At 71.1% G+C, this 13,378-nt stretch carries 13 protein-coding genes; 10 read left to right on the top strand and 3 right to left on the bottom strand.

The genetic code is table 11. The annotated features are described in order from the left end of the window. On the bottom strand, window positions 1-692 hold a 692-nt coding region (locus tag G3I65_RS53705), incomplete at its 3' end, for a LacI family DNA-binding transcriptional regulator (RefSeq protein WP_160704020.1). 150 nt (window positions 693-842) lie between these two features. Here G3I65_RS53705 and G3I65_RS53700 point away from each other — a divergent pair. The 9 genes from G3I65_RS53700 to G3I65_RS53660 are packed head-to-tail and all read left to right on the top strand — an operon-like array spanning window position 843 to window position 11,860. Further along, complete coding sequence (locus G3I65_RS53700) at window positions 843-2,360, top strand: sugar ABC transporter ATP-binding protein (protein WP_160704018.1); 1,518 nt, start codon at window positions 843-845, stop codon at window positions 2,358-2,360. After that, window positions 2,357-3,397, top strand: coding sequence for an ABC transporter permease (locus tag G3I65_RS53695; RefSeq protein ID WP_160704016.1), 1,041 nt, complete (start codon window positions 2,357-2,359; stop codon window positions 3,395-3,397). Before G3I65_RS53700 ends, G3I65_RS53695 begins: the two co-directional genes overlap by 4 nt. Further along, window positions 3,390-4,388, top strand: coding sequence for an ABC transporter permease (locus G3I65_RS53690; RefSeq protein ID WP_160704014.1), 999 nt, complete (start codon window positions 3,390-3,392; stop codon window positions 4,386-4,388). The genes G3I65_RS53695 and G3I65_RS53690 overlap by 8 nt, the downstream gene beginning before the upstream one ends. A 5-nt stretch (window positions 4,389-4,393) precedes the next feature. After that, entirely contained in the window at window positions 4,394-5,455 is a 1,062-nt protein-coding gene (gene rhaS / locus G3I65_RS53685; protein WP_160704012.1) for a rhamnose ABC transporter substrate-binding protein, read from the top strand. 55 nt (window positions 5,456-5,510) lie between these two features. Then, window positions 5,511-5,846: an L-rhamnose mutarotase gene (locus tag G3I65_RS53680; RefSeq protein ID WP_160704010.1), complete on the top strand. Its 336-nt coding sequence runs from the start codon at window positions 5,511-5,513 to the stop codon at window positions 5,844-5,846. Further along, window positions 5,843-7,006 carry an L-rhamnose isomerase gene (gene rhaI / locus G3I65_RS53675; RefSeq protein WP_160704008.1) on the top strand — a complete coding sequence of 388 codons (1,164 nt, stop codon included), beginning with the start codon at window positions 5,843-5,845 and terminating at the stop codon, window positions 7,004-7,006. The genes G3I65_RS53680 and rhaI overlap by 4 nt, the downstream gene beginning before the upstream one ends. 2 nt (window positions 7,007-7,008) lie before the next feature. Beyond that, a complete protein-coding gene (locus G3I65_RS53670; protein WP_163046919.1) occupies window positions 7,009-9,027 on the top strand; it encodes a bifunctional aldolase/short-chain dehydrogenase in 2,019 nt (672 codons plus the stop codon). A gap of 8 nt (window positions 9,028-9,035) precedes the next feature. After that, a complete protein-coding gene (locus G3I65_RS53665) occupies window positions 9,036-10,457 on the top strand; it encodes an L-fucose/L-arabinose isomerase family protein (RefSeq protein WP_160704004.1) in 1,422 nt (473 codons plus the stop codon). Window positions 10,458-10,501: 44 nt separating this feature from the next. Then, complete coding sequence (locus G3I65_RS53660) at window positions 10,502-11,860, top strand: rhamnulokinase family protein (protein ID WP_160704022.1); 1,359 nt, start codon at window positions 10,502-10,504, stop codon at window positions 11,858-11,860. Here G3I65_RS53660 and G3I65_RS53655 read toward each other — a convergent pair. Further along, the gene (locus tag G3I65_RS53655) at window positions 11,850-12,194 is read right to left on the bottom strand and encodes a hypothetical protein (protein WP_160704002.1); all 345 of its coding nucleotides are present in this window, start codon (window positions 12,192-12,194) and stop codon (window positions 11,850-11,852) included. The genes G3I65_RS53660 and G3I65_RS53655 overlap by 11 nt on opposite strands. 153 nt (window positions 12,195-12,347) lie before the next feature. Here G3I65_RS53655 and G3I65_RS53650 point away from each other — a divergent pair, with 153 nt between their 5' ends. Continuing rightward, entirely contained in the window at window positions 12,348-13,109 is a 762-nt protein-coding gene (locus tag G3I65_RS53650) for an NPP1 family protein (RefSeq protein WP_160704000.1), read from the top strand. On the opposite strand, the gene G3I65_RS53645 is transcribed toward G3I65_RS53650, so the two are convergent. Continuing rightward, window positions 13,106-13,378, bottom strand: a 273-nt coding sequence (locus G3I65_RS53645) for a response regulator transcription factor (protein WP_160703998.1), incomplete at its 5' end; no start/stop codon positions are given. The two genes, G3I65_RS53650 and G3I65_RS53645, sit on opposite strands and share 4 nt — an antisense overlap.

The following is a 13,378-nucleotide window of genomic DNA, read 5'->3' as shown; positions in this document are numbered from 1 at the left end:
AGCGCCGTCGTGGTCAGGTCGACCAGCCGGTCCGCCGGCAGGCCCGCGGCGCTCAGCGCCCGGAGCGCGCCGAGCCGCCGGTCGCGGACCTGACCGACCGAAGTGTGGTTGCCGATGAACGCGATCCGCTCGTGGCCCTGCTCGATCAGGTGCCGCACGGCGATCTCCCCGCCGTAGACGTCGTCCACCGCGACCGAGCAGTGCGTGGTGCCGCCGGGCGTGCGGTCGACGACGACCACCGGCGTGCCGCGCAGCGCGATCTCGTGCAGCAGCGGGGCGTCCGGGTCGACCGGCGTGATGAGGATGCCCTGCACGCGCTGCTGTTCGAGGCGCCCGAGGTAGGCCGCCTCCCGCGTGGGCTGGTGCGCGCTGTTGCAGAGGAACAGCGAGAGGTCGCCCGCGTCGGCGGCGTCCTCCATGCCGGCGGCGACGTCGGTGAAGAACGGGTTGCTGCCGTCGAGCATGACGTAGGCCAGCACGCGGCTGCGCCCGGCGCGCAGCTGCCGCGCGGACTCGTTGCGCACGAAGCGGAGTTCCGCCATCGCGGCCTCGACCTTCGCGCGGGTCGCGGGGCTGACCCGGTCGGGCCGGTTGAGCACGTTCGACACCGTGCCGAGGGAGACGCCGGCCGCCGCGGCGACGTCCTTGATGCCCGCCGCTCTCGGCTCGGCGCCGGACTCCTGGACCGTCATCGGACCCCCTCATTGAAACGTAATATCGCCACGAACTGCCGGCGTACGAAGCCGTTCGGCCACGGTTCGGCCGATTCATTGACTTGCTCTTCTGTCGCATAGTAGCGTCACCGCGCCAGGTTTGTGAAACCTTTCAATCCGGAGGTCGCGATGACGCGGCAGGACCCGGGCCCAGCCCCTCTGCTGGAGGTGCGCGGCGTGACGAAGTCGTTCGGCGCCGTCGCGGCGGTCGCCGGCGTGAGCTTCGGGCTGCACGCCGGCGAAGCCCACGCGCTGGTGGGGGAGAACGGCGCCGGCAAGTCCACGATCGTGAAGATGCTCGCCGGGGTGCACAAACCCGACGACGGCACCTTGCTCCTGGACGGCAGGCCGGTCGAGTTCGGCTCCCCGGCCGACGCGAAAGCCGCCGGCATCGCGGTGATCTACCAGGAACCCACGCTCTTCCCCGACCTTTCCGTCGCGGAGAACATCGTGATGGGCCGCCACCCGCGCACCACGCTCGGCCGGATCGACCGGGCGGCGATCCGCGCCGAGGCCGAGCGCCTCTTCGCCCGCCTCGGCGTCCGGATCGACCCGGCCCGCCCCGCGCGCGGCCTGTCCATCGCCGACCAGCAGATCGTCGAGATCGCCAAGGCGCTCAGCGCCGACGCCCGCGTGCTGGTGATGGACGAGCCCACCGCCGCGCTGACCCAGATCGAGGTCGAACGGCTCTTCAGCGTCGCCCGCACCCTGCGCCAGGAAGGCGCGGCGATCATGTTCATCTCCCACCGCTTCGAGGAGATCACCGAGCTCTGCCAGCGCGTCACGATCATGCGCGACGGCCGGCACGTCTCCACCGACCTGCTCGAAGACGTCACCGTCGACGAAATGGTGAAGCGGATGGTCGGCCGCGACCTCGACGCGCTGTACCCCAAGCAGGACGTCGAACCCGGCGCGGTCGTGCTGGAAGTCGAAGGCCTGGCCCGGGAAGGCGTCTTCCGCGACATCTCCTTTTCGGTGCGGGCGGGGGAGATCGTCGCGTTCGCCGGGCTCGTCGGCTCCGGCCGCTCCGAAGTCGTCCAGGCCGTCTTCGGCGTCGACGAGCGCGACGCGGGTGTGGTCAAGGTGAGCGGCAAGAAGCTCAAGCCGCACTCGTCGCGGGCCGCGATGGGCGCCGGGATGGCGCTGGTGCCCGAGGACCGCCGCCAGCAGGGCCTGATCATGGACCTGTCGATCGAGCGGAACGTGACGCTGCCGCGGTCCCGCGCGCTCTCGAAGCTCGGCTTCCTGACCGGCGCGAGCGAACGGCAGGAAGCCCGCCACTGGACCGAACGGCTGCGCACCAAGTACCGCCGCCTCGGCGACCCCGTCGGCACGCTGTCCGGCGGCAACCAGCAGAAGGTCGTCCTCGCCAAGTGGCTCGCGATGGCGCCGAAGGTGCTGATCGTGGACGAACCGACCCGCGGCATCGACGTCGGCACCAAGGCCGAGGTGCATCGGCTGATGTCGGCGCTGGCCGCCGAGGGCGTCGCGATCGTCATGGTGTCGTCGGAACTGCCCGAGGTGCTCGGCATGGCCGACCGTGTCCTCGTGATGCGGGAGGGCCGGATCGTGGCCGAGCTCCCGCGCGCCGACGCGACCGAGGACGCCGTCATGTTCGCCGCGATGGGCCAGGGAGCCGCCGCATGACCGCGACGAAGGAGGCACCCGTGACCAGGGAGCCGGCAGTCCACTCCGGACGGTCGTGGACCGCGAACGTCTTCAAGGCCCGCGAATCCGGCATCGCCGGAGCGCTGATCGTCCTGGTGGCGTTCACCGCGACGCAGAACTCCCGGTTCCTGTCCGGGCAGAGCATCCGCGACATCCTGCTGGGCACCGCGATCCTGGCCGTGCTCGCCGTCGGGCAGGCGGTCGTGATGATCACCCGCAACATCGATCTCTCGGTCGGCTCGGTGCTCGGCCTGTCGGCGTTCGCCGTCGGCACGCTGATGAAGGACAACCCCGGCCTGCCGGTGATCGTCGCCGTCCTCGCCGGCGTCGCCGTCGGCGCGGTGTGCGGGCTCCTCAACGGCGCGCTCGTGCGGTTCGGCCAGGTGCCCGCGCTGGTCGTCACCCTCGGCACGCTGTACGCCTTCCGCGGCGTCAGCTACTTCTGGGCCGGCGGCCAGCAGATCAACGCGGACAAGCTGCCCGCGTCCTTTTTGGACTTCGGCACGGCGTCGCTGCTCGGCGTGCCGTGGCTGGTCCTGATCGCGCTGCTGGTGCTGGTGGCCGCCGGGATCGTGCTGCGCAGCTACCCGGCCGGGCGCGAGCTGTACGCGATGGGGTCGAGCCCGCAGGCCGCGCAGCTGGCCGGCATCCGGGTCGGCCGCAACACCATCGCCGCGTTCCTCGTCAGCGGCGCCCTCGCCGGGCTTGCCGGCGTCCTGTTCGCGGCCCGCTTCGGCACCGTGGACGCGGCCGCCGGCACCGGCTACGAGCTCAACGTCGTCGCCGCGGCCGTCGTCGGCGGGGTGGCGGTGTTCGGCGGCAGCGGCTCGGTCTGGGGCGCGGGCCTCGGCGCGCTCCTGCTGACCGTGATCGGCAGCGCGCTGGCCGTGCTCGACATCAACCAGTTCTGGCAGCAGGCCATCGTCGGCGCGCTGATCCTGCTGGCCATCGGCGCCGACCGGCTGGTCGCCGTCCGGGTCGCGAAGGCACTGAAGAAGAGGGATTCCCATGTCTGAAACGGGGAACCGGTTCGGCAGGCTGCTCACCTGGGACGCCGCCGTCGTGCTCGTCACGGTGATCGTGCTGGTCGTGGCCTCCGGCGCGGTCGAGAACTTCGGCACCAGCCGCAACTTCACGTTCCTGCTGCTCGATCTCCTCCCGATCGCGCTGGTCGCGCTGCCGATGACGTTCATCATCGTGACCGGCGAGATCGACCTCTCGGTGGCGAGCACGCTCGGGCTGACGTCGGCGGTGATGGGGTCGCTGTGGGACGCGGGCCTGTCGATCGAAACGATCATCCCGCTGTGCATCGTGCTCGGCGCGGTCCTCGGCGCGCTCAACGGCTTCTTCGTCACCGTGCTGAAACTGCCCTCGCTCGCCGTCACCATCGGCACGCTCGCGCTGTACCGCGGCCTGGCGTTCGTGGTCCTCGGCGACGGCGCGGTCGCGGACTTCCCGCGGGCCTACACGAGCTGGGTCACCGGCACCATCGGCGACGGCCCGATCCCGAACGTCCTGCTCCCGCTGGTCGTGGCGGCGATCGTCTTCGGGATCGTGCTGCACGCGACCCCGATCGGCCGCGGCGTCTTCGCGGCGGGCGCGGGTGAACAGGCGGCCCGGTTCGCCGGCATCCGCACCGGGCGGCTCAAGTTCTGGCTGTACGTCGTCAGCGGCGCGGTCGCCGGGCTCGCCGGGGTGCTGTGGACCCTGCGGTACTCCAGCGCCCGCGCCGACAACGGCTTCGGCCTCGAACTCGCCGTCGTGGCCGCCGTGCTGCTCGGCGGCGTGTCCATCTTCGGCGGCAAGGGCACGCTCCCCGGCGTGCTCGCCGGGGTGGTCCTGCTGGCGTCCCTGCAGAACGCGCTGCGCCTGCAGGACGTGTCCAACGAGGCCCTCAACATCGTGACCGGCGTGCTCCTCATCGTGTCGGTCCTGCTCCCCAACATCGTGACTTCGGCGCGCACGGCAGTGCGACGCCGACGGCAAGCGGTAACCCCGGAAAGGTGACGAAGATGTCCCGACGGTTCCTCACCGGTGCGGTCTCGGCCGGGCTGGTGCTGGTCCTGGCCGCCTGCGGCGGCACGACCAAGAACGACAACGCAGGCGCCGGCGCCCAGCAGTCCACCGCGGCGGCCAACCCCAACGCCGCGGCGCAGGAAGGCGTCAAGATGGCGTTCCTGCCCAAGCAGCTCAACAACCCCTACAGCGACATCGAGGTCAGCGGCGGCAAGGCGGCGCTGGGCGAGCTGAAGGGCGAGTACAAGCTGGTCGGGCCGAACGACGCCAGCGCGTCGTCGCAGGTCAGCTACATCAACACGCTGATCCAGCAGCAGCAGGACGTCATCGGCATCGCCGCCAACGACCCCAACGCCGTGTGCCCGTCGCTCAACCAGGCCCGCAGCGCCGGCATCAAGGTCGTCGCGTTCGACTCCGACGCCGCGAAGGACTGCCGCGACGTCTTCATCAACCAGGCCACCACGCAGGGCATCGGCGAGGCGCTGGCCAAGCAGGCCAAGGACCTCTCCGGCGGGTCCGGCGAGATCGCGGTCCTGTCCGCGACGCCCAATGCCACGAACCAGAACGCCTGGATCGACGTGCTGAAGAAGGAGCTGGCCAAGCCGGAGTACGCGGGCATCAAGCTGGACAAGGTCGCCTACGGCAACGACGACGACCAGAAGTCGTTCCAGGAGGCACAGGGCCTGCTGCAGTCGTTCCCGAACCTCAAGGTGATCGTCTCGCCGACCACCGTGGGCATCGCGGCCGCCGCGCGGTACGTCAGCTCGTCGAGCTACAAGGGCAAGGTCGCGGTGACCGGCCTGGGTACGCCGAACCAGATGCGCGCGTTCGTCAAGGACGGCACGGTGAAGCAGTTCGCGCTGTGGAACCCGGCCGACATCGGGTACCTCGCCGCGTACGCCGGGGTGGCGCTCAAGTCGGGCCAGATCACCGGCAAGGAAGGCGAGAAGTTCAAGGCGGGCAAGCTCGGCGAGTACACGATCGGCGCGAGCGGCGAGATCGTCCTCGGCCCGCCGACGACGTTCGACGCGAACAACATCGACAAGTTCAACTTCTGAGTCTCCCGGCCGGGCCGCCGATCGCGGCCCGGCCGGGCTCCACAAAGGACGGACTGTGCCCCGATACTGCTTCTGCCTGCAGGTGAAGCCCGAGCGGAAAGCGGAGTACGCGCGGCGCCACCGCGAGGTGTGGCCGGAGATGCGTCAGGCGCTGCACGACACCGGCTGGCGCAACTACTCCCTCTTCCTGCGCGAAGACGGCCTGCTCATCGGCTACGTCGAGGCCGACGACCTCGCGGCCGCGCAGGCCGCGATGGCCGCCACCGACGTCAACGCGCGCTGGCAGGCGGAGATGGCGGAGTTCTTCACCGGCCTGGACGGCGGTCCGCCCGATGAGGGGTTCCAGCTCCTCGAAGAGGTCTTCCACCTTGACGTCCGGGAAGGACAGTGATCGCCGTGGATGTCAAAGCGGCCCTGCGGGCCCAGCGCATCGAGACGCCGTCGTGGGCGTACGCGAACTCGGGTACCCGGTTCAAGGTGTTCCCGCAACCCGGTGTTCCCCGCACGGCGGAGGAGAAGATCGCCGACGCCGCGACCGTGCACCGGTTCACCGGGGTCGCGCCGAGCGTGGCGCTGCACATCCCGTGGGACAAGGTGGACGACTACGGCGCCCTGACCGCGTACGCGCGTGATCTGGGCATCGAGATCGGCGCGATCAACACCAACGTCTTCCAGGACGAGGACTACAAGCTCGGCTCGGTGACCAACCCGGACGCCGGGATCCGCCGCAAGGCGACCGATCACCTGCTGGAAGCCATCTCCATCATGGACGCGACCGGGTCGCGGGACCTGAAGCTGTGGTTCTCCGACGGCATCAACTACCCGGGCCAGGACGACATCCGCGACCGGCAGGATCGGCTCGCGGCGGCGCTGCGCGAGACGTATGACCGGCTCGGTCCGGATCAGCGGATGTTGCTGGAGTACAAGCTGTTCGAGCCGGCGTTCTACGCGACCGACGTCCCGGACTGGGGCACGTCCTACGCGCACTGCGTCGAGCTGGGAGAGCGGGCCACGGTGTGCATCGACACCGGTCACCACGCGCCGGGCACGAACATCGAGTTCATCGTGGCGTTCCTGCTGCGCGCGGGGAAGCTGGGCGCGTTCGACTTCAACTCCCGCTTCTACGCCGACGACGACCTGATGGTCGGGGCGGCGGACCCGTTCCAGCTGTTCCGGATCATGTACGAGATCGTCCGGGCGGATGCGTTGGATCCGGCGTATGGGATCGCGTTCATGCTGGATCAGTGCCACAACATCGAGGCGAAGATCCCGGCGATCATCCGGTCGGTGATGAACGTCCAGGAGGCGACGGCCAAGGCGCTGCTGGTGGACCGCACCGCGTTGCGCGCCGCGCAGCAGGCCGGGAACGTCCTGGAGGCCAACGCCGTGCTGATGGACGCCTACAACACCGACGTCCGGCCGTTGCTGGGCGAGCTGCGCGCGGACGCCGGGCTCGACCCGGACCCGGTCGCGGCGTACCACCGCAGCGGGTACCAGGAAAAGATCGTGGCCGAGCGCGCCGGCGGCACGCAGGCCGGGTGGGGAGCATGAGCATGACCGTCCCGGAAGAGCTCGTCGCGCGCAGCAACGCGCTCGGCGCCGATCCCCGGAACACCAACTACGCCGGCGGCAACACCTCCGCCAAGGGTTCGGTGACCGACCCGGTGACCGGCACGCCCGCGGAGTTGCTGTGGGTCAAGGGTTCCGGCGGCGACCTCGGCACGCTCACCGAGGCCGGGCTGGCGGTGCTGCGGCTGGACCGGCTGCGGTCCCTGGTGGACGTTTACCCGGGTGTCGAGCGCGAGGACGAGATGGTCGCCGCGTTCGACTACTGCCTGCACGGCCGGGGCGGCGCGGCGCCGTCGATCGACACGGCGATGCACGGTCTCGTCGAGGCCGCGCACGTCGACCACCTGCACCCGGACTCGGGCATCGCGCTGGCCACGGCGGCCGACGGACCGGCGCTGACGAAGGAGTGCTTCGGTGACCGCGTCGCGTGGGTGGACTGGCGCCGGCCGGGCTTTCAGCTGGGCTTGGACATCGCCGCGGTCAAGGCAGCGAACCCCCAGGCGATCGGCGTGATCCTCGGCGGCCACGGCATCACGGCGTGGGGCGCGACCTCCGAAGAGTGTCAGCGGAACTCCCTGGAGATCATCCGGACGGCGGAGGAGTTCCTCGCCTCCCGGGGCGCTCCCGAGCCGTTCGGGTCGGTCGTCCCCGGCTTCGAAGCCCTCCCGGAAGCCGGGCGGCACGCGCGGGCGGCGGCGTTGGCGCCGGTGATCCGCGGACTGGCCTCGACCGATCAGCGACAGGTGGGTCATTACACCGACAGCGACGTCGTGTTGGAGTTCCTGGCCCGCGAGAAGCTCGCGCAGCTGGCCGCACTCGGCACCTCGTGCCCGGACCACTTCCTGCGCACCAAGGTCCGTCCCCTGGTCGTCGACCTCCCCGCGTCGGCGCCGCTGGAGGACGTGGTCGCGCGGCTGAAGGAACTGCACGCGGAGTACCGCGACGCCTACCGTGCCTACTACGAGCGGTACGCCACGCCGGATTCCCCGGCGATGCGTGGCGCCGATCCGGCGATCGTGCTCGTTCCCGGGGTCGGGATGTTCTCCTTCGGCAAGGACAAGCAGACCGCGCGGGTGGCGGGGGAGTTCTACGTCAACGCCATCAACGTCATGCGCGGCGCTGAAGCCGTGTCGACGTACGCGCCGATCCCGGAGAGCGAGAAGTTCCGGATCGAGTACTGGGCGCTGGAAGAGGCCAAGCTTCAGCGGATGCCGAAGCCGAAGCCCCTTGCCGGGCGGATCGCTTTGGTGACCGGGGCCGGTTCGGGCATCGGCAAGGCCATCGCCGTCCGGCTCGCGGCCGAAGGGGCGTGCCTCGCGATCGCCGACCTGAACGCTTCCGCCGCCGCCGAAGTCGCCGCGGAGATCGGCGGCATCTCGGTGACCGCCGACGTCACCGATGCCGAGGCGGTCCAGGCCGCGGTGGACGCGACCGTGCTCGCCTTCGGCGGCCTCGACCTGGTGGTCAACAACGCCGGGCTGTCGATCTCGAAGCCGTTGCTGGAGACGACCGAGCGCGACTGGGACCTCCAGCACGACGTCATGGCCAAAGGCTCCTTCCTGGTCGCGCGGGCGGCCGCGAAGGCGATGATCGACCAGGGCATCGGCGGCGACATCGTCTACATCTCGTCGAAGAACTCCGTGTTCGCTGGCCCGAACAACGTCGCTTACGGGGCAGCGAAGGCCGACCAGGCGCACCAGGTCCGGCTTCTCGCGGCTGAGTTGGGCGGGTACGGGATCCGGGTCAACGGCGTGAACCCCGACGGCGTCGTCCAGGGCTCGGGCATCTTCGCCGGCGGCTGGGGCGCCCAGCGCGCTGCGGTGTACGGCGTCGAGGAGGCCAAGCTCGGCGAGTTCTACGCCCAGCGCACCATCCTCAAGCGCGAGGTGCTCCCGGAGCACGTCGCGGCCGCGGTGTTCGCCCTGACCGGCGGCGACCTCACCCACACCACCGGCCTGCACGTGCCGGTGGACGCCGGGGTGGCCGCCGCGTTCCTGCGCTAGGAGACCTGATGACGCTGGACCGCATCACCCCGCGCCGCACTCGCGTCGGCCTCGTCTCCGGCGGGCTCGGCGCGTATTGGCCGCAGTTCCCCGCCCTGCTGCCGCAACTGGAGGCGTCGGCCCGCCGGGTCTCATCGCGACTGTCCGAACTGGACTGCGAGGTCGTCGACGCCGGGTTCGTCTCGGACGCGGCCGAAGGCGCGGCCGCGGCGGAGAAGCTGCGCGTCGCCGGGTGCGACCTGATCATCGGGTTCCTCACGACGTACCTGACGTCCAGCATGCTGGCGCCGGTCGCGCAGCGCTCGGGCGCGCCGGTGCTGCTGCTCAACCTGCAGCCGACCGAGTCGATGGACCACGAGTCCTTCGACACCGGCGCCTGGCTCGCCTACTGTGGCGCCTGCCCGCTGCCGGAGATGGCCAACGCGTTCCGCCGGCTGGGCGTCGAATTCCGTTCGGTGTCGGGGTATCTGGAGGACGAACGGGCGTGGACCCGCATCGAGCGGTGGATCAAGGCGGCCGGGGTGCGGGCGGCGCTGCGGCACGGCCGTCACGGCCTGCTCGGGCACCTCTACCCGGGCATGATGGACGTCTCGACCGACCCGACGCTGGTGTCCGCGCAGTTCGGCGGGCACGTCGAGATCCTGGAGGTCGACGACCTGCGGGTGCGCGTGGAGAAGGTGTCCGACGCGGAGACGGCGTCGCGGGTCGAGCTGGCCCGCGAAGTGTTCACTGTGGACGAGTCCGTAGTGGACGAAGACTTCGCCTGGGGCGCCCGGGTTTCCGTGGCCCTCGACCGGCTCGTCGAGGACTTCTCGCTGGATTCCCTGGCGTACTACCACCGCGGTCTCGACGGCGAGACCCACGAGCGCGTCGGCGCCGGCTTCATCCTCGGCGCGTCCCTGCTCACCGCGCGCGGCATCCCGGCGGTCGGCGAGTACGAGCTGCGCACGTCGCTGGCCATGCTGGTCATGGACCGGCTCGGCGCGGGCGGCTCGTTCACCGAGCTGCAGGCGCTGAACTTCCGCGACGGTGTCGTCGAGATGGGGCACGACGGCCCGGCGCACCTCGGGATCAGCGCCCGCAAGCCGTTGCTGCGCGGCCTCGGTGTCTACCACGGCAAGCGCGGCTGGGGCGTCTCGGTCGAGTTCGACGTCAAGCCCGGCCCGGTGACGCTGTGCGGGCTCGGGCAGCGGCGGGACGGGAGGTTCTCGCTCATCGCGGCCGAAGGCACGGTCGTGCCCGGGCCGCTGCTGCGCATCGGCAACACGACGTCCCGCGTCGACTTCGGCTGCGACCCCGGCGAGTGGACCGACGCCTGGTCGGCCAGCGGCATCGCGCACCACTGGGCCCTGGGCACCGGCCACCGCGTCGCCGAGCTGACGGCCGTCGCGGACCTGCTCGGCTTGGAGCTGACCGTGGTGCGCCCGTGAAGCGCGTCGCGGCCGTCGACCTGGGCGCGTCCAGCGGCCGGGTGATGGCCGGGACGGTCGGCTCCTCGACGTTGCGCCTCGAGGAGGTGCGGCGCTTCCCGAACGGCGGCGTCCAGGCCGGGCCGTCGCTCTACTGGGACGTGCTCGGGTTGTACCGCGAGAGCCTCGCCGGGATCCGCGACGCCGGCGCGGTGGACGGTGTCGGCATCGATGCGTGGGCCGTCGACTACGGGCTCGTCGACGACCGCGGCGCCCTGCTCGGCAACCCCGTCTGCTACCGCGACCCGCGCACCGACGGCATCGCGGCGAAGGTGGCGGCGACGGTGCCGCCCCGCGAGCTGTACGACGTGACGGGCTTGCAGCAGCTGCCGTTCAACACGCTCTACCAGCTGCTGTCCGAGGGCGACCGGCTCGAGGCCGCGTCGGCCATGCTGCTGATCCCCGACCTGCTGAACTACTGGCTGACGGGCTCGATCGGAGCCGAGCACACCAACGCGTCGACGACCCAGCTGTACGACGTGCGCGCCCGGGAGTGGGCTCGTTCGCTGGCCTCCCGGGTCGGCATCCCACCTCGTCTGTTGCCTCCGTTGCGCGACCCGGGCACGGTGGTCGGCACGGCCGCTTCGCTTTCGGGACTCCCGGTGATCGCGGTGGGTTCCCACGACACGGCGTCGGCGGTGGTCGCCGTCCCGGCTTCCTCCGGTACGAACTTCGCCTACATCTCCTCCGGCACGTGGTCCCTGGCGGGCTTGGAGCTAGACGCGCCGGAGCTGAGCGACGCGGCGCTGGCGGCAAACTTCACGAACGAGGGCGGCGTCGACGGCACCATCCGGTTCCTGCGCAACGTGATGGGCCTGTGGGTGCTGTCGGAGACGCTGCGCACTTGGTCCACTTCGGACTTGCCGCCGCTGCTCGCGGCCGCGGCTTCTTCGCCGGCGCTGGCGGCGGTGGTGGACATCGATGCCCCGGAGTTCCTGCCACCCGGCGACATGCCGGCGCGCATCGCCGCGGCGTGTCACGCGACCGGGCAGCCCGCTCCGGCCGACCGCCCCGCGATGGTGCGCTGCATCGTGGACAGCCTCGCCCTGGCCCACCGCCGCACGATCCGCGAGGCGGCCCGCTTGACCGGCCGCCGGGTCGACGTGGTCCACCTGGTCGGCGGCGGCGCCCGCAACGAGCTGCTGTGCCAGTCGACGGCGGACGCGTGCGGCGTCCCGGTCCTGGCAGGGCCGGTGGAGGCGGCGGCACTGGGCAACGTGCTGGTCCAGGCCCGGGCGCTGGGGGAGGACCTCCCGGACCTGCCGTCGATGCGGTCGCTGGTCCGGGAGACGCAGGAGATCCGGCGCTACGAGCCGTCGGGCACCGGTGACTGGGACGCGGCGGAGGCCCGGCTCAGAGGTTGATGTTGCCGTGCACGTCGCGCAGCTGCACGACCTTGCCCGTCACGGTCCCGGTCACCGAGTTGTGCACCTCGCCGTAGCTGACCCGGCTCTCCGGGAGCTTCTCCCACTCCGCCCGCAGCGCCTCGGCGAACTCCTCGTCCGCCGCCTGCGCGGTCTCCAGCCGTTCGGCCAGCGCCTTGACCGGCTCGGTGCCGGACGGCGCCCCCGAGGCCGCCTCCAGGGCCAGGGTCGCCGCGGGGTCCTTGGCGAACTTGCGTTTCACCAGGTCGTAGAGGCCGGTCGCACCCTTCGCCGCGAGCGCGGCGGCGATGGAGATCAGGATCGGTTCGGGCATACTCCCAACCTAGCCGCGCCCCGGCTCCGGAACCAGGATTGCGCGTTCGTCCCCACGAACGGCGGCGGCCGGGCAGACTCCCGCCACCGTGGTTGTGCACCTCGGAGAACACCCGCGACCCTGGTCGGAAAATCACCGGCGAAGGAGTCCGCATTGGCGCACCGCTCCCGCACCCTGGCCGTCGCTGCCGCCGGCGCGCTGGCGCTCTCCGTCCTGTTCCCGGCCACGGCGTTGGCCGATCCACCGGGCGCGCTTCCGGTGAACGCAACCGACTTCGAAAAGACGTTCCAGCCCGCCTTCGACTACGACAAGGACGGCTGCTACCCGACCCCCGCCATCGGCCCCGACGGCAGGATCGCCCCCGGCCTGTCGCTCGGCGGGGACACCAACGGCCACTGCCGCGACTCCTGGGACCTCGACAACACGAACTCCTACTCGCGGCAGAAGTGCAACAACGGCTGGTGCGCGGTGATGTTCACCCTCTACTTCGAGAAGGACCAGGCCTCGCTCGGCCCGGGCAGCGCCGGCCACCGGCACGACTGGGAGCACGTCGTCGTCTGGGTCAAGGACAACCAGGTCGAGTACGTCGCCACCTCGCAGCACGGCGGGTTCGCCGTCCACGACCGGGCCGGCATGCGGTTCGAGGGCACCCACGCGAAGGTCGTCTACCACAAGGACGGCGGCTCGACGCACTGCTTCCGCGCGGCCAACGGGAACGACGACCCGCCGGAGAACCACAAGGGCACCTGGCAGTACCCGGCCCTCGTCGGCTGGGACGGCTACCCGGCCGGACTGCGGGACAAGCTCGTCCAGGCCGACTTCGGCAGCGCGACCTTCGGCATCAAGGACGGCCAGTTCACCGGCAACCTCGCGAAGGCCAAGCCGGCCGGGATCGCGTTCGACGAGAACGCCTAGAGCCAGCCCCGTTCGTCGGCGATCCGGACCGCTTCGACGCGGTTGCGGGCGCCGGTCTTCGCGATCGCCGCGGAGACGTAGTTGCGGACCGTGCCTTCGGACAGGTAGAGCCGGGACGCGATCTCGGCGATCGTCGCGCCGGTCCGCGCGGTGATCAGGACGTCGCGTTCCCGGGCGGTCAGCGGGGACTCGCCCGCCGCCAGGGTGGCGACCGCCAGCGCCGGGTCCACCACGCGCTCGCCGGCCCGGACGCGGCGGATCGCACCGGC

Origin of the sequence: Amycolatopsis sp. SID8362 (assembly GCF_010550475.1) — a bacterium.
GTDB classification, from domain to species: Bacteria; Actinomycetota; Actinomycetes; order Mycobacteriales; family Pseudonocardiaceae; genus Amycolatopsis; species Amycolatopsis eburnea.
This window is presented reverse-complemented; position numbering and strand designations above follow the sequence as displayed.